The 19889-nt window shown below is 71.8% G+C and carries 14 protein-coding genes and 1 pseudogene; 4 read left to right on the top strand and 11 right to left on the bottom strand.

Annotated features, from left to right (window positions below; genetic code table 11):
- Window positions 1-5: 5 nt before the first annotated feature.
- The 9 genes from AB0L59_RS29515 to AB0L59_RS29555 all read right to left on the bottom strand — a co-directional run bounded on the left by AB0L59_RS29515 (window position 6) and on the right by AB0L59_RS29555 (window position 11432).
- A complete protein-coding gene (locus AB0L59_RS29515) occupies window positions 6-1532 on the bottom strand; it encodes an NCS1 family nucleobase:cation symporter-1 (protein WP_365589511.1) in 1527 nt (508 codons plus the stop codon).
- 118 nt (window positions 1533-1650) lie between these two features.
- Complete coding sequence (locus tag AB0L59_RS29520) at window positions 1651-2670, bottom strand: TIGR03842 family LLM class F420-dependent oxidoreductase (protein WP_365589512.1); 1020 nt, start codon at window positions 2668-2670, stop codon at window positions 1651-1653.
- 20 nt (window positions 2671-2690) lie between these two features.
- The gene (gene hydA / locus AB0L59_RS29525; protein ID WP_365589514.1) at window positions 2691-4094 is read right to left on the bottom strand and encodes a dihydropyrimidinase; all 1404 of its coding nucleotides are present in this window, start codon (window positions 4092-4094) and stop codon (window positions 2691-2693) included.
- A gap of 103 nt (window positions 4095-4197) precedes the next feature.
- Window positions 4198-5040 (bottom strand): nitrilase-related carbon-nitrogen hydrolase, encoded by an 843-nt coding sequence (locus tag AB0L59_RS29530; RefSeq protein ID WP_356313946.1) that lies wholly within the window; start codon window positions 5038-5040, stop codon window positions 4198-4200.
- A 155-nt stretch (window positions 5041-5195) separates the two neighbouring features.
- Window positions 5196-6761, bottom strand: coding sequence for a PucR family transcriptional regulator ligand-binding domain-containing protein (locus tag AB0L59_RS29535; protein ID WP_365589516.1), 1566 nt, complete (start codon window positions 6759-6761; stop codon window positions 5196-5198).
- Window positions 6762-6778: 17 nt separating this feature from the next.
- Window positions 6779-8038, bottom strand: a complete 1260-nt coding sequence (locus AB0L59_RS29540) for an aspartate aminotransferase family protein (protein ID WP_365589569.1) — start codon at window positions 8036-8038, stop codon at window positions 6779-6781.
- 29 nt (window positions 8039-8067) lie between these two features.
- Entirely contained in the window at window positions 8068-8910 is an 843-nt protein-coding gene (locus AB0L59_RS29545; RefSeq protein ID WP_365589518.1) for a nitrilase-related carbon-nitrogen hydrolase, read from the bottom strand.
- 206 nt (window positions 8911-9116) lie between these two features.
- Window positions 9117-11042, bottom strand: a complete 1926-nt coding sequence (locus AB0L59_RS29550) for a hypothetical protein (RefSeq protein ID WP_365589520.1) — start codon at window positions 11040-11042, stop codon at window positions 9117-9119.
- A gap of 138 nt (window positions 11043-11180) precedes the next feature.
- Complete coding sequence (locus tag AB0L59_RS29555) at window positions 11181-11432, bottom strand: helix-turn-helix transcriptional regulator (protein WP_365589522.1); 252 nt, start codon at window positions 11430-11432, stop codon at window positions 11181-11183.
- A 63-nt stretch (window positions 11433-11495) separates the two neighbouring features.
- On the opposite strand from AB0L59_RS29555, the gene map reads away from it, so the two are divergent.
- On the top strand, window positions 11496-12266 hold the full coding sequence (gene map / locus AB0L59_RS29560) for a type I methionyl aminopeptidase (protein WP_365589523.1): 771 nt from the start codon (window positions 11496-11498) through the stop codon (window positions 12264-12266).
- Between the two features lie 275 nt (window positions 12267-12541).
- Entirely contained in the window at window positions 12542-15112 is a 2571-nt protein-coding gene (locus AB0L59_RS29565) for an ATP-dependent Clp protease ATP-binding subunit (protein ID WP_365589525.1), read from the top strand.
- A gap of 3 nt (window positions 15113-15115) precedes the next feature.
- On the opposite strand, the gene ggt is transcribed toward AB0L59_RS29565, so the two are convergent.
- Window positions 15116-16918, bottom strand: coding sequence for a gamma-glutamyltransferase (gene ggt, locus AB0L59_RS29570; RefSeq protein WP_365589527.1), 1803 nt, complete (start codon window positions 16916-16918; stop codon window positions 15116-15118).
- A gap of 142 nt (window positions 16919-17060) precedes the next feature.
- Here ggt and AB0L59_RS29575 point away from each other — a divergent pair, with 142 nt between their 5' ends.
- Window positions 17061-17810 carry a hypothetical protein gene (locus tag AB0L59_RS29575; protein WP_365589529.1) on the top strand — a complete coding sequence of 250 codons (750 nt, stop codon included), beginning with the start codon at window positions 17061-17063 and terminating at the stop codon, window positions 17808-17810.
- 108 nt (window positions 17811-17918) lie between these two features.
- Entirely contained in the window at window positions 17919-19487 is a 1569-nt protein-coding gene (locus tag AB0L59_RS29580) for an alpha/beta fold hydrolase (RefSeq protein ID WP_365589530.1), read from the top strand.
- A gap of 133 nt (window positions 19488-19620) precedes the next feature.
- Here AB0L59_RS29580 and AB0L59_RS29585 read toward each other — a convergent pair.
- Window positions 19621-19725, bottom strand: a pseudogene (locus AB0L59_RS29585) (amino acid ABC transporter permease); the annotation flags it as partial.
- Window positions 19726-19889: the final 164 nt, after the last annotated feature.

Consider the following 19889-nt stretch of genomic DNA (forward strand, 5'->3'; position numbering starts at 1 on the left):
CCGCGTCACGCGGTGGCCGCCCGGCGGCCGGTCAGCAGGGTGAGGGTCAGGTACAGGACCAGGGAGGTGCCGAGGCCGACCGCCCAGCCGTAGTCGGCCAGGGAGGACAGGGCGGGGATCGGGCGGCCGTCGATCAGGGGCTTGAAGCTGGCGCCGCCGACCGCGAGGACGCCGCCCGCGAGGAACGCGACGACCGCCCGCCAGTTCCAGCCGCCCGCGTACCAGTACCGGCCGCCGGTGCGGTAGAGGTCGGCGAGGTCCAGGCGGGTGCGGCGCAGCAGCCAGTAGTCGGCGACGAGGATGCCCGCGACCGTGCCCAGCAGGCCGCCGACCAGGCCGAGCCAGGTGAAGATGTAGCCCTGCGGGTCGGAGTACAGCTTCCAGGGGAAGATCAGGACGGCGAGGACCGCGGTGATCAGGGCCCCGCTGCGGAAACTCACCTTCCTGGGCGCCACGTTGGAGAAGTCGAAGGCCGGGGAGACCAGGTTGGCCGCGATGTTCACCGAGAGGGTGGCCACCAGGACCGTCACCAGGGCGTAGAGCAGTCCCACCACGTTGTCCGTCTTCGCCGCCAGCTGCACCGGGTCCCAGACCGGCTTGCCGTACACCGCCTGGGAACCGGAGGTCACCAGAACGGACAGGAACGCGAAGAGGGTCATGGTCGTCGGCAGGCCGAGAGCCTGGCCCCAGGTCTGGGCCTTCTGGCTGCGCCCGTAGCGGGTGAAGTCCGGGATGTTGAGCGACAGGGTGGACCAGAAACCGATCATGCCCATCAAGGACGGCCAGAACAGCTTCCAGAAGTCCCCGCCCCAGCCGAGCTTCGACGGCTGGTCGAAGAGCGGGCCGACGCCGCCGGCCTTGCTGCTCATCCACCACAGCATCACGAACGCGCCGACGAGCACGAAGGGCGCGGCCCAGTTCTCGAACCGGCGGATGGTGTCCATGCCCCGGTAGATGATCGCGACCTGGATCGCCCAGAAGATCGCGAACGACAGCCACATGGTCCAGGCGTAGCCGCCGAGCTGCGCCGCGTTCGACCAGCCGTCGCCGATCAGCTTCCCGGCGAGGAAGTAGATCGCCTCGCCGCCGATCCAGGTCTGGATGCCGAACCAGCCGCAGGCCACCAACGCCCGTACGACGGCCGGCAGGTTGGCGCCGCGCACGCCGAAGGAGGCGCGGGCGAAGACCGGGAACGGGATGCCGTACTTGGGGCCCGCGTGTCCGGTGAGCAGCATCGGCAGCAGCACGATCAGGTTGGCGAGGGCGATGGTGAACACCGCCTGCTTCCAGTCCATGCCGACGGCGATCAGGCCGGAGGCCAGCGTCCAGGAAGCCGTGTTGTGGGCCATGCCGACCCACAGCGCCGAGAAGTTGTACGTCGTCCAGGTGCGCCTCGCCGCCGGGACCGGGAGCAGGTCCTCGTTGGCGTACGGGCCGCTGGGCAGAGGGGTGCCAGGAGCTAGTTCCACGCGCCCGTCGGGGAGGGTGACCTGGCGGGACAGGGGTATGGCCGTGGGAGCGGTGTCGGTCATGGGCTGGCCAATCGGGTGAGGTGGGTCGGGAGTGGCCGTGCGGGCACCAGCCCCCTCCCCGGGCGGCGGGGAGGGGAGACCAAGAGGGGGCGTGGGGGGTCGAAGAAGAGGGGTGGGCTCAGGCGTTGACGGTGGGGATCACCTGCGTGCCGTAGGCGTCGATGGTGGCTTCCTGCGCGTCGTGCATGTCGTACACCGCGAACTGGTCGACGCCCAGCGCACGGAGTGCGGTCAGCTTCTCGATGTGCTTCTCGGCCGGGCCGATGACGCAGAACCGGTCGACGATCTCGTCCGGCACGAACTGGGTGTCCGGGTTGCCGCTGCGCCCGTGGTGGGCGTAGTCGTAGCCCTGCCGTGCCTTGATGTAGTCGGTGAGGGCGTCGGGGACCTGGGCGGAGTGCTCGCCGTACTTGGCGACCAGGTCGGCGACGTGGTTGCCGACCATGCCGCCGAACCAGCGGCACTGCTCGCGGGCGTGGGCGAGTGCCTCGGGCGAGTCGTCCTCGGTGACGTACGCCGGGGCCGCCACGCAGATGGTGACCTCGGAGGGGTCGCGTCCGGCGGCCGCGGCCGCGTCCTTGACGGCCTTCACCATGTATTCCGTCAGGTAGAGGTCGGACAGCTGGAGGATGAACCCGTCGGCCTCCTCGCCGGTCATCTTCAGCGCCTTGGGGCCGTACGCGGCCATCCAGACGGGGAGCTCGGCGCCCTCCTTGATCCACGGGAACCGGACCTTGGTGCCGCCCAGGTCGGCCTCGTCGCCCCGGCCCAGGGCGCGGATGACCTTCATCGCCTCGCTGATGCGCGCGAGGGTGTTGGGCGTGCGGCCCGCGACCCGCATCGCGGAGTCGCCGCGGCCGATGCCGCAGACGGTGCGGTTGCCGAACATGTCGTTGAGGGTGGCGAAGGTGGAGGCGGTGACCTCCCAGGTGCGGGTGCCCGGGTTGGTGACCATCGGTCCGACCGTCAGCTTCGTGGTGTTGGCGAGGATCTGGCTGTAGATCACGAACGGCTCCTGCCAGAGCACGGCGGAGTCGAACGTCCAGCCGTACCTGAACCCGTTGCGCTCGGCCCGTTTCATCAGGCTGACGACACGGGATGCCGGCGGGTCGGTCTGCAGGACGAGTCCGAAGTCCATGGGCGCCACTCCTCGTTCGATTAGTTGAGGTACTGACAGGTGGAGCGCGGGGTGAAGACGCCGTGGCCGGCGTGTCCGGTGTACTCCCGCTCGCTGATGACGAGTTCGCCGCGCGAGAGCACCGTCTCGACCCGGCCGGTGGTGCGCCTGCCCTCGTAGGCCGAGTAGTCGACGTTCATGTGGTGGGTGTCGGCCGACATGACCTGCTCGGCATGCGGGTCGTAGATCACGATGTCGGCGTCGGCGCCCGGGGCGATGGTGCCCTTCTTCGGGTACAGGCCGAACATGCGGGCCGGGGTGGCGCAGGCGATCTCGATCCAGCGGCGGCGGGAGATGTGCCCGTCGAGGACGGCCTGGTGGAGCAGGTCCATGCGGTTCTCCACGCCGGGCAGGCCGTTGGGGATCTTGGAGAAGTCGCCGCGGCCCAGTTCCTTCTGGCCCACGAAGCAGAAGGGGCAGTGGTCGGTGGATACCACCTGGAGGTCGTTGGTGCGCAGTCCCTGCCACAGCCTGGCCTGGTGCTCCTTCGGCCTGAGCGGAGTGCTGCACACGTACTTGGCGCCCTCGAAGTCCGGTTCGGCGAGGTTGTCGGTGGACAGGAACAGGTACTGCGGGCAGGTCTCGCCGAAGACGTTCAGGCCCTGGTCGCGGGCGCGGGCCAGCTCGGCCACCGCCTCCGCCGCCGAGACGTGGACGACGTACAGGGGGGCGCCCGCGACCTGGGCGAGCCGGATGGCGCGGTGGGTGGCCTCGGCCTCCAGCAGGGCCTTGCGAACCTCGCCGTGGTAGCGGGGGTCGGTCTCGCCGCGGGCCAGGGCCTGCTGGACCAGGACGTCGATGGCGATGCCGTTCTCGGCGTGCATCATGATCAGCCCGCCGTTCTCGGCGGAGCGCTGCATGGCGCGCAGGATCTGCCCGTCGTCGGAGTAGAACACTCCGGGATACGCCATGAACTGCTTGAACGAGGTCACGCCTTCCTCTACGAGAAGATCCATCTCCTTCAGCGTCTCGTCGTTCACGTCGGAGACGATCATGTGGAAGGCGTAGTCGATCGCACAGTTGCCCTCGGCCTTGGCGTGCCAGGCGTCCAGGCCCTCGCGCAGGGTGTGGCCGACGCTCTGCACGGCGAAGTCGACGATCGTCGTCGTACCGCCCCAGGCGGCGGCCCGGGTGCCGGTCTCGAAGGTGTCGGAGGCGAAGGTGCCGCCGAACGGCAGCTCCATGTGGGTGTGCGCGTCGACGCCGCCCGGGATGACGTACCTCCCGGTGGCGTCGATGACCCGCTCGGCGGTGAACGCCTCCGCCGCGGGGGTGCCCGACGCCGCGAGGGCGGCGATGCGGCCGTCCTCGACCAGGACGTCGGCGTGGATCTCGTCGGATGCGGTGATGACGAGACCACCGCGGATGACAGTACGACCGGTCATGGGTCCTCTTCCTCGTTGGTCACGTGCGGGTCCGTCGTGGCCGGCCGCGCCCGCGCTGCGGCAGCCGCAGACCGGGCGCGGTCCCGGGCCCCTGTGGGGCGCCCTACGGTGCCGTCAGCGGCTCGTACGCGCCCGGCGCCCGGTCCCGGTAGAACTGCCAGCGGTCGCGGACCTCGCGGAGTTTCGCCAGGTCCAGGTCGCGCACCACGAGTTCGGTCTCCTTGTCGCTCGCCACCTCGCCGACGAACTGGGCCTCGGGGTCCACGAAGTAGGTCGTGCCGTAGAAGTCGTTGTCGCCCAGGTCCTCCACGCCGACCCGGTTGATCGCGCCGACGAAGTACTCGTTGGCGACGGCCGCCGCCGGCTGCTCCAGCTGCCAGAGGTAGCGGGACAGGCCACGCGAGGTGGCCGAGGGGTTGAAGACGATCTCGGCCCCGGCCAGGCCCAGCGCCCGCCAGCCCTCCGGGAAGTGGCGGTCGTAGCAGATGTAGACGCCGATCCTGCCGGCGGCCGTGTCGAAGACGGGCCAGCCGCTGTTGCCCGGGCGGAAGTAGAACTTCTCCCAGAATCCCTGTACTTGGGGAATGTGGGTCTTGCGGTACTTGCCGAGGTACGAGCCGTCCGCGTCGATCACCGCTGCCGTGTTGTACAGGACGCCGGGCTGCTCCTCCTCGTACATGGGCAGGACCAGGACGATGCCCAGTTCGCGGGCGAGGGACTGGAAGCGCCGGACGGTCGGGCCCTCGGGGATCCGTTCGGCGTACTCGTAGAAGGCCTTGTCCTGGACCTGGCAGAAGTAGGGGCCGTAGAACAGCTCCTGGAAGCAGAGGACTTGGGCGCCCTGCGCGGCCGCGTCCCGGGCCGCCTGCTCGTGGACCTGGATCATGGATTCCTTGTCGCCGGTCCACGCGGTCTGGAACAGGGCGGCACGGATCACTCGGCTCATCGGGACCTCCGGTAGCTCGGTGTGCCCCGAGCCTAGAAAGCCGCTGAGCGGCGTTCGATTGGCAGCGTGTCACGTCTGCGGGCCGTGGGCGTGCCACCGTGTCACGTGTTCGCGAGCCCATGTTTCACCGTCGTTTTCCCAGGTCGTCGCATGTTTCACCCCTGTTGCGCGTCGTGCGCGAGGAGTGCGATGTGCAGGGAGGCCGCCTGTTCGAAGTCGTCCAGGTCGACGCCGAGGCGGGTCTGTATGGCCTCCAGGCGGCGGTAGAGGGCCGGCCGGGAGACATGGTGGAGCTGGGCGGTGCGGGACTTGTTGCGGCCGGTCGCGAGATACGTCCGCAGCACGTTCAGCAACTCCGGTCCGGCGTCGCCCAGCAGCCCGTCCAGCTCCCGCTCGGCGAAGGACTGCACCTGCGGGTCGTCGCGCAGCAGCCGGATCAGTCCGCGCAGGTGTACGTCCTTCAGGCGGACGACGGCCGGGAGGTCGAGGGCGGCCGAGGAGCCGGCGACGGCATCGGCGACATGCCGGGCCTCGCGCAGCCCCGCGGGCACGCCGTCCCAGCCGGTACGCGGCTCGCCGGCCGCGACCACGGCCCGTGACCCGGCGCGCAGCCGGGTCGCGAAGTGGGCGGTCAGCGCCTCGGCGTCCTGGTCGCGGGCGAGGCTGAGCAGCACGGCGGCCACGCCGTCGGCGAGTTCGGCGACCAGCCCGGACATCCCCAACAGGCGGAGCACTCGGTCGAGTTCGTCCGTGCCACGGCCGAGGACGACGAGCGGGACGAAGGTGCGCCGGTTGACCGGCAGCCCGGCCGCGCGCGCCCGGGGCAGCAGCCGGAAGGCCGGTACGACCCCGGAGACCAGGTCGGTCAGCAGGCTCTGCGCGGACTCCTCCTCCCAGGAGTGCGCGGAGCCGCCGCCGAGCATGCGGTGCAGGACCAGCGCCTCGGCGGCCCGGTCGGCGAGCAGCCGCCCGGTGGCCGTCTCGCCCCGGTAGCCGCACAGCAGCAGCCGGCCCCAGCGCTCCCCGCGCCCGCCGAGTTCGGCGCTGATCCAGCCTCCGCCGGCGCCGGCGGAGGCCTGCCGGGCGACCCGCTCCCAGTCGCGCAGCACGTCGTCCACCGCGGAGCGCTCCCCCGCCGTGGCGAGGACGCGGTGGGCGAGGTTGGTGACCACGACCGGGCAGCCGCTGTGCCGGGCGACCTCGTCGAGCAGGCGCTGCAGCGGGGCGCCGGCCGTGATCAGGGCGGTGAGTTCGGTCCGTACGGTCTCCGAGAGGCTGACGGCGGCGAACTTCCGCCGCACCAGACGGGACTGGACCTCCTCGGTCAGCTCGGCGAAGGGGAACGGCCGGTGCAGGACGACCATGGGAAGTCCGCACCGCTCGGCGGCCCGGCGCATCACCTCGGGCGGTGCCGGAAAGGCGCGCCCGAGGCCGAGCACGACGGCGGAGGCCTCGGCCCGGTGCAGCGACTGGATGTACTCGGCCTGCTTGGCCTCGTCACCCGCCAGCAGCACGCCGGTGGTGAGCACCATCTCGCCGCCGCTGAGCATCACCCCGACATCGGCGGCCTCGGCGACGTGCACCCAGCGCACCGGCCGGTCGAGCTGCGCGGCACCGGCCACCACCTCGGGCTCCCCGGCGAGGACCCGCTCGAGGGTGAGCACCTGGCGGACGGAGAGGGCGGGTTCCCAGCCGTACCGGGACTCCAAGGTGGTGGTCATGGCCGTACACCCGTTCTCTAGTACCTCTGGTGCGTGCCCCTGAGCGCCCGTTCCAGGATCGCCGCACCCTCTTCGGCCTCCGCGACGGTGAGCGACAGCGGTGGGGCGATGCGCAGGGCGCTGGTGTTGTGGCCGCCGCCCTTGCCGATGAGCAGTCCGCCCTCGCGGGCCGCCTCCAGCACGGCGGAGGCCGCCTGCGGATCGGCCTCGTCGGTGCCCGGCTTCACCAGCTCGACGCCGATCATCAGGCCGCGGCCGCGGACCTCGCGTACACCGGGGAGCTGGGCGGCGATGGCCCGGAGCCGCTCGATGAGCAGGCCGCCGACGCGGCGGGCGTTGCCCTGGAGGTCGTGCTCCAGCAGGTAGGTGAGGTTGGCGAGACCGGCGGCCATGGTGAGCTGGGTGCCGCCGAACGTCGAAATGCTTTTGGCGTCCAGGCAGTTCATGATCTCGGCGCGGGCGATCACCCCGCCGATCGAGGTGCCGTTGCCGACGCCCTTGGCGAAGGTGACGAGGTCGGGCGGCCCGCTGCGGGCGTGCGCCTGCCAGCCCCAGAAGTGCTCGCCGGTGCGGCCCCAGCCGGTCTGCACCTCGTCGGCGATCCACAGGACGCCGTGCTCCTCCAGGACCTCGCGGAACGCGGCGTAGAGCCCGTCGGGCGGCGAGGTGAAGCCGCCGACGCCCTGGATGGGTTCGGCGATCAGCGCGGCGGGTGGCCGGGTGTGGCCGAGGATGTCCCTCAGGTCGGCTACGCACGCGTCGATGAAGGCGCGGTCGTCCAGCTCGGCGAACGGGCCGCGGGTGCGTACGCCGCCGTGGACGTACAGGGTCTGCAGCGGGGACAGCGAGGTCGGGGACCAGCCGCGGTTGCCGGTGATGCCGACCGTGCTGAAGGAGCGGCCGTGGTAGCTGTTGCGCATCGCCAGGATCGTGTTGCTGCGCCGGTAGGCGGTGGCGAGCAGCAGGGCGGTGTCGTTGGCCTCGGTGCCGGAGGTGGTGAAGAAGACCCGGGCGTCCGGGATGCCGCTCACCTTCGCGACGCGTTCGGCGAGTTCGACCATGGGCCGGTTGAGATAGAGCGTCGAGGAGTGGATGATCCGCCCGGCCTGCTCGCTGACCGCCTTGGTCACCTCGGGCAGCGCGTGCGCGGTCATCGTCGTCAGGATGCCGCCGAAGAAGTCCAGGTACCTGTTGCCGGCGGAGTCCCAGACGTGGCGGCCCTCGCCGTGGGTGATCTCGATCGGCTCGTCGTAGTAGAGGGCGAGCCAGTCGGGCATGACCTGGCGGTGGCGGGAGTAGAGATCGTTCACGGCTGCACCAGCCCTTCGTAGGCGTCCGGGCGGCGGTCGCGGTAGAAGGCCCACTGCTGCCGCACTTGCTCGATCAGGTCGAAGTCCAGGTCACGGACGAGGAGTTCGTCGGACTTGTCGCTCGCGACCTCGCCGACGAACTGCCCGCGCGGGTCGACGAAGTAACTGGTCCCGTAGAAGTCGTTGTCGCCGTACTCCTCCTGCCCCACGCGGTTGATGGCGGCGATGAAGTACTCGTTGGCGACGGCCGCCGCGGGCTGCTCCAGCTGCCACAGGTGAGCCGACAGACCCCGGTGGGTGGCGGACGGGTTGTAGACCAACTGGGCGCCACCGAGGCCGAGTTGCCGCCAGCCCTCCGGGAAGTGCCGGTCGTAGCAGATGTAGACGCCGACCTTGCCCACGGCCGTGTCGAAGACGGGCCAGCCCAGGTTGCCGGGCTTGAAGTAGTACTTCTCCCAGAAGCCCTTGACCTGCGGGATGTGGTGCTTGCGGTACTTGCCGAGGTAGGTGCCGTCGGCGTCGATCACGGCGGCGGTGTTGTAGTAGAAACCGGACTGCTCGATCTCGAAGACCGGGACCACGACGACCATGGCGGTCTCGCGCGCGAGGTCCTGCATCCGCCGCACCGTCGGCCCGTCGGGAACCGGCTCGGCCCAGCGGTAGTGCTCCGGCTCCTGGACCTGGCAGAAATACGGCGAGTTGAAGACTTCCTGGAACCCGATGATCCTGGCACCCCGCCGGGCCGCCTCGCGGGCGTGCTCCTCGTGTTTCGCCACCATGGACTCGGTGTCGCCGGTCCAGGTGGCCTGGACCAGGGCGGCTCGTACGACGTTGGCCATGAGCTGCTCCTTCGACGGGACCGCAGAGCCTCTACGCCCGTAGAGCAGGGCGTAGAGGGACGAAAGTAAGCCTCCGGGAGGCCCTTGCCAAGACCATCGTCGTCAACCCGCGGAGTCGATCACGTTTCACACGCCCGTGGGTGGGCGAAGGGATCGCCCGAAGGGGTGAAACGGAGCATACCGGGATGTTGCGACCGCCCCACCGGTCACGCCGTGTGTCCAGCCACGCGCAGCGCGTGCACGAGGTCCCAGTGCCGCTCGGCGGAGACGGCCTGTGCGGCGCGGAGCAGCAGCGGGACGAGCCGGCGCGGATCGGGTGCGACGCTCCGGGCGGCCTCGTTCGCCGTACGGACCCGCACACAGGCGTCCAGCAGCGCGGCCGCCTCCTCCCGGCGCCCCTCGCCCTCCAGCCGTAGCACAGCCGCGCCGATCTGCTCCGCCGGGCGGCCCACGCCCTGCCGCAGCAGCTGCTGCCCGTCGTCGGCCCGTCCGGCGGCGGTCAGCGCGGCGGCGACCTCGACCAGCCGCTCCGGGGGCAGCGAGGCGGCCTCCCACAGCAGTGTCGCCCAGTCGGCGCCGAGCCCGGCGTGGTACAGCGCGTCCGCGAGGGCCGGGAAACGCCCGGCGGGCCACTGCACGGCCTCGACGAGCAGTACATGCGCCTCCCCGCTGCGCCCCTCGCGCCGCAGCCGCGCGAGCCGCTCCACGGCCCCGGCCACCGCGGCTTCCGCCCCTGCGTCCACCACCTCGACCGGGCCCGCCGCGGGTGCGGGCGCCTCCCCGACCCCGGCGAACCGCGCCCCGCGCGGCGTACGACGCGTGGGTGCCTCCGGCACGACCGGCGGGGAGGCCTGCGGCAACACGACCGCGGCGGCCGCGTCCTCCCCCACCATCCCGGCGAACCGGGCGCTGCCACGCCGCCGCTTACGGGACTTGGCGGGGGCGCCGGGAGGCTCGGGGCCGGTTGTTCCAGGAAACGGGTGGGGCACGGTGGTGGCTCGGGTTCGGGGTGAGGGCGGGACGGCTTGCGGGGCGAGTGCGGTGGCCTCCGGAGCGGGTGGGGCGGCTTGCCGGGCCGGCACGGCGACGCCCGGAGCGGGCGAGGCGGCTTCCGGGCCCTGTGCGGGGGCGTCCGGCGCCGAGGCGTGGGGCGTGGGGACGTCCGGCGCGGGGGCGTGGGGCGTGGGGACGTGGAACGTGGGGGCTGGAGGGGTGTGGATGGGCCTCACACCGGGCGGGGTCGAAACAGCCACGCCCGGAGCGAGCGGGGCGCCTGCCGGGGCCGAGGCCGAGGCGTCGGGTCTGTGGACCGGAGAGATGCGGGCGGGCCTGGCGGCCGGCGGGGCCGGAGCGGACGTCGAGGCTCGGGGGGCGTCCGTGGAGCGCGGCGGCAGCCCGGCGGGCGCACTCCGCCCCGCCGCCTCCGCACCCCCGCCTTCGCCGGCCCACGGCAGCCCGGCCTCTCCGCCGGTCCGCCCCACGCGCCGCCACTCCCCCGCCGCCCATCCGCCCTGGCCGTCGGCATCCCGGAAGGCCACCGGCGCCCCGGCGGGCGCAGCCCGTTGCGCCGCCTCCTCACCCGCGGGCTCGCCGCCGCTCCGCACCGCACCCGCATCCACCGCTCCCCGGCGGTCCAACTCCGCCAAGCGGGCGCGGAGTTCCGTGCACCTCGCGGTGGCGCGGTCGTGGTCGTCCTCGGCCCAGGCGAGGTCGAGGCGGAGGGAGTCGGCCCCTTCGGCGGAGGAGGGCAGGGACAGCAGGCGGATCAGTTCGGCCCGGCGCCCGGCGGCGTGGCGCTGTTCACGGAGCATCACGTCCAGGCGGTCGAGCAGCGCGTCCCGCGCGCCGGGCCGGGCGTCGTACGCCGTGTGCGCGGCCCGGTACAGGGCGCGGGCCCGTTCCCGCTCGGACGCCGCGGCGGCGGGGCCGTATGCCGCTGCGAGATCCTCCAACAGCGCCTCCACCACGTCCCACGGCGGCACCTCGCGCCCGTCCAGACAGGCCCGCATGCCGTCGGGGTCGCGCTGCCAGAAGACCCCGCTCCAGCCTCCACCCCGATCCAGGCGAGCCAGCAGGCCATTCAGGTAGCTCGCGAACTCCCGCACCCCGCGAGGGAGTTGATACGCCGCCATCGCTCAGCTCCCACCCGACCGCCGGCACTTTCACCGGTCAGGCAACACCAGTCGTGTTACGGCGTTGCTACACAGAGTTTTCCGGCAGTGCGCGGACAGCTCAGCGCGGGCTCCTGCCCGTCGCGCGGACCCGGCGCCTCACGCGGCCACGAGCACGCAGCGCGCGACCAGCTCGTCCATCGACAGCCCGAGGACCCCGGCCAGCGCGGCCACGGTGAAGAACGCGGGCGTCGGCGCCCGCCCCGTCTCGATCTTGCGCAGCGTCTCGGCGGAGACGCCCGCCTGCGCGGCGACCTCGGTCATGCTCCGGCCGCCGCGCGCCTCGCGCAGCAGCCGCCCGAGCCGCTCGCCGCGTTCACGCTCTTCGGGGGTGAGAGGGGTGCGCACCATGCCCCCATTCTAATACCGGCCCCCTCACAGACACCCCATTAAAATACCGGTATAGTAATTGGCATGGTAGAGCTGAAGACGGATACGTCGATCGACGCGATGCACGCCGCCGGCCAGGTCGTCGGGCGGGCCCTGACGGCCGTACGACGGGCCGCGGACGTCGGCGTCTCCCTGCTGGAGCTGGACGAGGTGGCGCGGGAGGTGCTGCGCGAGGCCGGGGCCTCCTCGCCGTTCCTCGGCTATCGCCCCTCCTTCGCCCCGACCCCCTTCCCCGGGGTGATCTGCGCCTCCGTGAACGACGCGATCGTGCACGGCATCCCCACCCGCTACCGCCTGCGCGACGGCGACCTCGTCTCGATCGACTGCGGCGCCACCCTGGACGGCTGGGTCGGCGACTCGGCGATCAGTTTCACGGTGGGCCGCCCGCGCCCGGCGGACCTGCGCCTGATCGAGGCGGCCGAGCGGGCACTGGCGGCGGGCATCGCGGCGGCCGTCGCGGGCAACCGCATCGGCGACATCGCGCACGCCGTCGGCCGGGTCTGCCGCACGGCCGGCTACGGCGTCCCGCACGGCTTCGGCGGCCACGGCGTGGGACGCCGGATGCACGAGGACCCCGACGTGCCGAACGAGGGCCGCCCCGGCCGGGGCCTTCCGCTGCGCCCCGGCATGGTCCTGGCCATCGAGCCCATGCTCATCGCGAGCGGCAACGACGCGTACGGCGAGGCGGGCGACGGCTGGACCCTGCGGACGACCGACGGCTCACGCGCGGCCCACGTGGAGCACACGGTGGCCATCACGGAGCACGGCCCAAGGATTCTCACCGAGAGGCCTTAGGCCCTGTCGTCAAACTCCCGCCTGCCCCGCGGGGCCGTGCACGCACTCTCGTCGCACCGGGCCCGGCCCCGAGTACATCCAGTACGAGGGGCCGTATCGACGTGCGGCAGCGCGGCGTGGGCGCCGACGACCGCAACGCGCCCGCGGCCGCCGACGGACAGCGGGCCCCCGGTAGGCGAACATGCCCACCCCACCAGATCGTGTCATCGTGGGCATGAACAGCCGCCACCCGGTTACCCGGCGGAGCCAGTCGTCAGCGAAGGAAGCGCATCGCCATGACCAACGGCTACCCTCCTGACCCCTTCGGCGAGTTCATGGCCCGCTTTTTCGGCGGTCCCCCGAGCGGAGCGCAAGGGCCTCGCCACATCGACATCGGCCGCCTGCTCAGCCAGCCGGCCCGGGAGCTGGTCAGAGGGGCCGCTCTGTACGCCGCCGAGCACGGCAGCCGGGACCTGGACACCCAGCACCTGCTGCGCGCCGCCGTGGCGGCCGAGCCCACCCGGAGCCTGCTGAGCCGGGCGGGCGCGGACCCGGACTCGCTCGCGTCGGAGATCGACGACCGGGCCGGCCCGGTCCAGCACCCGCCGGGCGAGGCGCCGCCGCCGACCTCGCTGTCACTCACCCCGGCCGTCAAGCGCGCCCTGCTGGACGCGCACGACATGGCGCGGTCGAGCGGCGCCGGGTACATCGGCCCGGAGCACGTGCTGAGCGCGCTGGCCGCCAATCCCGACTCGGCGGCGGGGCACATCCTGCACGCGGCCCGGTTCTCGGCCGGCTCCCTGCCGGCCGAGGTGCCGGAGAGCACCCAGACGCGCCCGGAGCGGCCGCGCGCCACCGGGACGCCCACGCTGGACAAGTACGGCCGTGACCTGACCGAGCTGGCTCGGCAGAGCCGGGTCGACCCGGTCATCGGCCGGGACACCGAGATCGAACAGACCATCGAGGTGCTGTCCCGGCGGGGCAAGAACAACCCCGTTCTCATCGGCGACGCCGGGGTCGGCAAGACGGCCATCGTCGAAGGCCTCGCCCAGCGGATCGCGGACGGAGACGTGCCGGACGTGCTGGCGTGCCGCCGTGTCGTGGCCCTGGACCTGACGGGCGTCGTCGCCGGCACCCGCTACCGGGGTGACTTCGAGGAGCGCCTGAACGACATCGTGGAGGAGATCCGCGCCCACTCCGACCGGCTGATCGTGTTCATCGACGAGCTGCACACCGTCGTGGGCGCGGGTTCCGGCGGCGAGGGCGGCGCGCTGGACGCCGGCAACATCCTCAAGCCCGCCCTGGCCCGGGGCGAGCTGCACATCGTGGGCGCGACCACGCTGGAGGAGTTCCGGCGGATCGAGAAGGACGCGGCGCTGGCCCGCCGGTTCCAGCCGGTGCTGGTGCCCGAGCCGACGGTCGCGGACACCATCGAGATCCTGCGTGGCCTGCGCGACCGCTACGAGGCCCACCACCAGGTCCGTTACACCGACGAGGCACTGGTCGCCGCCGTGGAACTCTCGGACCGGTATCTCACCGACCGGCGGCTGCCGGACAAGGCCATCGACCTGATCGACCAGGCGGGGGCCCGGGTACGGCTCGGCGCGCGGACCAAGGGCACGGATGTGCGTGCGATGGAGCGCGAGGTCGAGCAGCTGGTCCGGGACAAGGACCAGGCGGTCGCCGACGAGGACTACGACGAGGCCAAGGAGCTGCGCGACCGGATCGGCGAGCTGAAGCAGCGGATCGCGCAGGCCAGCGGCGACGACAAGGCCGACGAGGGGCAGGACCTGGAGGTGACGGCGGAGGCCGTCGCCGAGGTGGTCTCCCGGCAGACCGGCATCCCGGTCAGCCGGCTCACCCAGGAGGAGAAGGAACGTCTGCTCGGCCTGGAGGAACACCTGCACCAGCGGGTCGTCGGCCAGGAGGAGGCCGTCGCCGTGGTCTCGGAGGCCGTGCTGCGCTCCCGCGCGGGCCTGGCGAGCCCGCGCCGGCCGATCGGCAGCTTCCTGTTCCTCGGACCGACCGGCGTCGGCAAGACCGAGCTGGCCCGGGCGCTCGCCGAGGCGCTGTTCGGCAGTGAGGACCGCATGGTCCGGCTCGACATGAGCGAGTACCAGGAACGGCACACCGTCTCCCGGCTGGTCGGCGCCCCGCCCGGATACGTCGGGCACGAGGAGGCCGGTCAGCTCACCGAGGTGGTGCGCCGGCACCCGTACTCGCTGCTGCTGCTCGACGAGGTGGAGAAGGCGCATCCGGACGTCTTCAACATCCTGCTGCAGGTGCTGGACGACGGCCGGCTGACCGACTCCCAGGGCCGGACGGTGGACTTCACCAACACGGTCATCGTGATGACCAGCAACCTGGGCTCCGAGGCGATCACCCGGCGCGGCGCCGGGATCGGGTTCGGGCCGGGCGGTGCGGAGGCGGACGAGGAGGCGCGGCGCGAGCAGATCCTCAGGCCGCTGCGCGAGCACTTCCGGCCGGAGTTCCTCAACCGCATCGACGAGATCGTGGTCTTCCGCCAGCTGACGAGCGAGCAACTGCGGCGGATCACCGACCTGTTGCTGGAGGGCACCCGGCGGCTGGCGGACGGGCAGGGCGTCACGGTCGACTTCACGGACGCGGCCGTGGACTGGATCGCCGAGCGCGGCTACCAGCCGGAGTACGGTGCCCGGCCACTGCGCCGCACCATTCAGCGGGAGGTGGACAACCAGCTGTCCCGGCTGCTGCTGAACGGCACCATCTCCGAGGGCAGCCGGGTGACGGTGGACGTGCGGGACGGGCGGCTGGACTTCCGCACCCCGCAGACCCAGCCGCCGCCCGCGCCGGCGGCTGAACCCCAGCCGCCCGCACCGGAGTTCTGAGGCCTACGGCGCCGGGTCGACGACCATCGCCGAGCCGCCGCCGCGGCGTACCTTCTCGGCGGCGGCCAGCCACTTGCCGCCCGGCAGCCGCTGCACGCCGGTCGCCGCGCCGATCTCGGGGTTGAGCGAGAAGGAGTGCCCGATGGCCTCCAGCTGCTTGCTCAACTGGCTGTTGTAGAGGGCGGGTTCGAGTTCCGTCTTGGCCGCGTTGCGCTGGCTGGCGCGGGGCGCGGCGATGGCGTCGACCAGGGGCAGATGCCGGTCGAGGAACTCGGTGAGAGTCTGCAGGACGGTGGTGATGATGGTCGCGCCGCCCGGCGAACCGAGCGCCACCACGGGCCTGTTCCACTTGTCCAGGACGATCGTCGGGGAGATCGAGGAGCGCGGCCGCTTGCCCGGACCGGGCAGGTTCGGGTCGGGCACGGCCGGGTTGGCCGGGGTGAAGGAGAAGTCGGTCAGCTCGTTGTTGAGCAGGAAGCCCCGGCCGGGCACGGTCATCGCGCTGCCGCCGGTCTGCTCGATGGTGAGCGTGTAGGAGACGACGTTGCCCCACTTGTCGGCCACGGTCAGATGCGTGGTGTTCTCGCCCTCGTACGTGGTCGGCGCCGCCGTACCGCCCTTGCCGCAGGCGGCGGGGTGGCGCGGGTCGCCGGGGGCGAGCGGGCTGGTGAGGACCGCGTCGTCCTTGATCAGGCAGGCGCGTGAGTCGGCGTACTTCTGCGACAGCAGCTGCTTGGTCGGGACGTCCTCGAAGGCGGGGTCGCCGACCCAGCGGCCGCGGTCGGCGAAGGCTATGCGGCTGGCCTCGATGAAGTGGTGCAGGTACTGCGCCTCGCTCGCCTTCGACAGGTCCGTGTTCTCGAGGATGTTGAGGGCCTCACCGACCGTGGTTCCGCCCGAGGAGGAGGGGGCGATGGAGTACACGTTCAGGCCGCGGTACGACGTCCTGGTGGGCGCCTGGAGCTTGGCCCGGTAGACGGCGAGGTCCTTCTCGGCCAGCTTGCCGGGGCGGGCGTTCCAGCCGGAGGCGGGGTCCACGCGCGGGCGTTCGACCGTCCTGACGATGTCGTCGCCGATGTCTCCGCGGTAGATCGCGTCGACGCCCCTGCGGCCCAGTTCCTCGTAGGTGCGGGCCAGTTCGGGGTTCTTCAGCCGGGAGCCGACGACGGGCAGCTGTCCGTTCGGCAGGAACAGCTTCGCGGTGTCCGGGAAGTACCGGAAGCGGGTTTCGTTGGACGCGGTCTGCGAACGGAAGGTGTCGTCCACCGTGAAGCCGTCGCGGGCGATCCGCTCGGCCGGCTGCAGGACCGTGCCGAGCCGCCTGCTGCCCCACTCGTCCAGCGCCTTCTGCCAGGTCGCGGGCGTGCCCGGAGTGCCGACGCTCAGACCGCTGCTGACGGCTTCGGCGAAGGAGAGCGGTTTGCCGTTCTCCACGAACAGGTCGGAGTCGGCGCTGAGCGGCGCCGTCTCGCGCCCGTCGATGGTGTGCACCGTGCGCGTCCTGGCGTCGTAGTAGACGAAGTAACCGCCTCCGCCGATGCCGGCCGAGTAGGGCTCGGTGACGCCGAGCGCGGCGGCGGTGGCGACGGCCGCGTCGACCGCGTTGCCGCCGTGCCTGAGGACCTCGATGCCGGCGGCGGAGGCGTCCGCGTCGACGCTGGCGACCGCGCCGCCGTAGCCGACCGCCACCGGAACCTTCGTGGGCGTCTCGCTCGTTGTCGCGGCGGGTGGCGCTGCCGCCCCCACCGACACCAGCGCGGCCGAGACCGCCAGAACCGCCAGTTTCCGCGTGCCAGGACGACCCATCCGAACCTCCCGTCGGGACAGTCCGCGCAGCCTAACCAGATCGTCGTAGTACCGACAGTACGCCTCCGTGTCCCGCCACACGACCGTCACACGTCGAACACCGGTACGTAGCCGTCGTCCGGGACCGCTACCATGCGCGGCCATGAACGACGACGTGCGCAACATCGTCCTGGGCCTGGTGGCGACCGGCCTCTCGGCCTCGCTGGGCTGGCTGGCCCGTACGTATCTGTGGCGCCGCAAACTGCGGCGCAAGCAGGCGTTCTTCGGGCTGCCGGACCACTCCGAGTCCCTGCTCGTGGTCAACCGCAACGCGGGCGGGCCTGAGCTGTCGGTGATGCGGTACGACGTGTTCGCGCTGCTGGAGCTCGCCGCCCTGATCAAGGACTGCAACGCGCACGCCCAGGTGGTGGCGCACGACGCCTCCCAGCAGGGCTTCGGCGAGCGGACGGAGTTCTGCGTCGGCGGTCCGTACTCGAACCGCCGGACGGCGGCCCACCTGTCCTCGCTGCTGCCGGGGGTGTGGATGAACGTCGAGACCGACGCCGGTCCGGAGCTCGGCGCCTTCCGGATCGGCGGGGAGCACTACCGCATGGAGAGCGGCCGCAGCGAGTACGTCCTGCTCGCCCGGCTCAGCGCGGACGGGCACGGCGCCGGGCGCCCGGTGTTCCTCTTCTGCGGCCAGCGGGCCATCACCAACCAGGCCGCCACCCGCTATCTCGCCCGCCACCACGAGCGGTTGCACCACAAGTACGGCGCCGGTTCCTTCGTGCTGCTGCTGAAGGTGGTCAACTCGCAGGCGTACGGCCCGGATGTGGTCGAGCTGGTGGCGGACGTGACACGGGCCGCACGGACGCCCGCGCCCGAGACCGCCTCCGCCGACACGGCCGCCTAGCCGTCCAACAGTCTTTACTGGTACGTAACTTACCGACGGGTTACTTGCGGTAAAGGCATCCGGTTACCGTCGGGTCACTTTGCAACGGAACAGTTGAAGGAGTGACCCATGGGACACGGTCGCACCACCCTGCGCACCGCAGCCGCCGGAGCCGTCTCGGCGGCGCTCGTCGCCGGCACCGTCGTCGGCCTGGCGCCCGCCGCCCAGGCCACCGCCCCGTCCGCCCGGTTCGTCGACATCAGCGGCGACGGCGGCACCGTGCTGAAGGCGAACGTCGTCACACCCGCGGGCGCCGACGGCACGCATCGCTACCCGCTCATCGTGCTGCCCACGAGCTGGGCCCTGCCCCAGGTGGAGTACCTCGCCCAGGCGCAGCGGCTCGCCGACGCCGGCTATGTGGTCCTCACCTACAACGTGCGCGGCTTCTGGCAGTCCGGCGGCCAGATAGAAGTGGCCGGTCCGCCGGACATAGCGGACGCCTCCAAGGTCATCGACTGGGCTCTCGCGAACACCCCGGCCGACCCGGGGCACGTCGGCATGGCGGGGGTGTCGTACGGTGCCGGGATCAGCCTGCTCGCCGCCGCGCACGACAAGCGCATCAAGGCCGTTGCCGCGCTCAGCGGCTGGGCGGACCTCATCGACTCGATCTACTCGGGCCGCACCCAGCACGTGCAGGCGGCGACCGTGCTCGACGGCGCGGCCACGCTCACCGGCCGGGAGAGCCCCGAACTGCGGGAGATCTTCGACAACCTGTACTCCTCGAACCTGTCCAAGGAACAGGAGATGATCGACTGGGGGCGGAAGCGTTCCGCCGCGACCTACGTCGACCAGCTGAACAGCAACGGCGCGGCGGTCATGCTGGCCAACGCCTGGGGCGACACGGTCTTCCCCGCCAACCAGGTCGCCGACTTCTACGAGAAGCTGAAGGTTCCCAAGCGTCTGGAGCTGCGTCCGGGCGACCATGCGACCGCCGAACTGACCGGCCTGTTCGGGCTGCCCAACGACGTCTGGACGGACACCGCGCGCTGGTTCGACCACTATCTCAAGGGCGCCGACAACGGCATCGACCGCGAGCAGCCGGTCCAGCTGAAGTCCCGTAGCGCGGGGGGATACGAGGGCTACCCGGACTGGAAGTCGATCACCGCGACCCGCCGGAAGATCGCACTCGCGGGTTCCACGACCATCCACGCCAACGTGGACTCCGGCGCGGACGGCGGGGTCGTGTTCCTCTCCAGCATCCTGGACCAGGTGGCCCAGTTGCCGCCCATGGCCTCCATCCCGCTGCTGCCGCGCCGCTGGGCGGCGGTGTGGCAGTCGGAGCGGTACGGCACCGCCCAGCACGTGCGCGGCACGGCCACGCTGCACACCACGCTGACCCCGACGGCGGAGAGCGGCACCCTCGTCGCCTATCTGTACGATGTGGGGCCGCTCGGTCTCGGCAAGCTGGTCACGCACGCGCCGTACACGTGGCACGGGCGGACGCCCGGCGAGCCGTTCGACGTCGACCTGAACCTGTTCTCCACGGCCTACGACGTACCCGCCGGACACCGCCTCGCGCTGGTGGTCGACACGGTCGACCCGCTGTACATCGAGCACAACCCGTCCGGCGCGCAGCTGACCTTCTCCTCGCCCTCGGACGACCCGTCGTACGTGTCCGTCCCGCTCGGCGAGCAGTGATCTCCGGCTGCCGCCGGACGAGCCTGGCCCGTTGAACTGCCGCCCCCTGGGGTTCGGGGCCGTCGCGGGCTCCCCACCCGGCAGCAGCGCCCCACGACCGGCCGTGGCGGCAGCCACGGCCCCGGTCCTGGGGCATACGCATCCCGATGGGGATCGGCGGGATCACCATCACCACAGGGATGAACGGCACATCGTAGTCGAGGTTGGAGGCGATGAGCTGCCCGGCGTCGAGGAACTCCGCGCAGGCGGTGGGGAAGCCGAGGGCGGCGTGCGTGAACTGGCCGGTACCGAGGAACAGATGCGAAGACCCCGGCGGTCCGAGCCGCACCGCGAAGAGGTTCTGACGGGCACACGGGTGGGACGGAACATGGGTTGCGCTCCCCCGCTCACCGCTTGCGGTAC

Origin of the sequence: Streptomyces sp. NPDC052109, from assembly GCF_040680195.1 — a bacterium.
In the GTDB taxonomy this organism is placed as follows: domain Bacteria; phylum Actinomycetota; class Actinomycetes; order Streptomycetales; family Streptomycetaceae; genus Streptomyces.

Excerpts from the sequence above, each read along its gene's own strand:
- AB0L59_RS29515 (WP_365589511.1), bottom strand. The coding sequence starts at position 1,532 with ATGACCGACACCGCTCCCACGGCCATACCCCTGTCCCGCCAGGTCACC.
- AB0L59_RS29580 (WP_365589530.1), top strand. The coding sequence starts at position 17,919 with ATGGGACACGGTCGCACCACCCTGCGCACCGCAGCCGCCGGAGCCGTC.
- AB0L59_RS29530 (WP_356313946.1), bottom strand. The coding sequence starts at position 5,040 with ATGAGCCGAGTGATCCGTGCCGCCCTGTTCCAGACCGCGTGGACCGGC.
- AB0L59_RS29540 (WP_365589569.1), bottom strand. The coding sequence starts at position 8,038 with ATGCCCGACTGGCTCGCCCTCTACTACGACGAGCCGATCGAGATCACC.
- AB0L59_RS29575 (WP_365589529.1), top strand. The coding sequence starts at position 17,061 with ATGAACGACGACGTGCGCAACATCGTCCTGGGCCTGGTGGCGACCGGC.
- AB0L59_RS29565 (WP_365589525.1), top strand. The coding sequence starts at position 12,542 with ATGACCAACGGCTACCCTCCTGACCCCTTCGGCGAGTTCATGGCCCGC.
- AB0L59_RS29545 (WP_365589518.1), bottom strand. The coding sequence starts at position 8,910 with ATGGCCAACGTCGTACGAGCCGCCCTGGTCCAGGCCACCTGGACCGGC.
- AB0L59_RS29520 (WP_365589512.1), bottom strand. The coding sequence starts at position 2,670 with ATGGACTTCGGACTCGTCCTGCAGACCGACCCGCCGGCATCCCGTGTC.
- map (WP_365589523.1), top strand. The coding sequence starts at position 11,496 with ATGGTAGAGCTGAAGACGGATACGTCGATCGACGCGATGCACGCCGCC.
- AB0L59_RS29555 (WP_365589522.1), bottom strand. The coding sequence starts at position 11,432 with ATGGTGCGCACCCCTCTCACCCCCGAAGAGCGTGAACGCGGCGAGCGG.
- hydA (WP_365589514.1), bottom strand. The coding sequence starts at position 4,094 with ATGACCGGTCGTACTGTCATCCGCGGTGGTCTCGTCATCACCGCATCC.
- AB0L59_RS29535 (WP_365589516.1), bottom strand. The coding sequence starts at position 6,761 with ATGACCACCACCTTGGAGTCCCGGTACGGCTGGGAACCCGCCCTCTCC.
- AB0L59_RS29550 (WP_365589520.1), bottom strand. The coding sequence starts at position 11,042 with ATGGCGGCGTATCAACTCCCTCGCGGGGTGCGGGAGTTCGCGAGCTAC.
- ggt (WP_365589527.1), bottom strand. The coding sequence starts at position 16,918 with ATGGGTCGTCCTGGCACGCGGAAACTGGCGGTTCTGGCGGTCTCGGCC.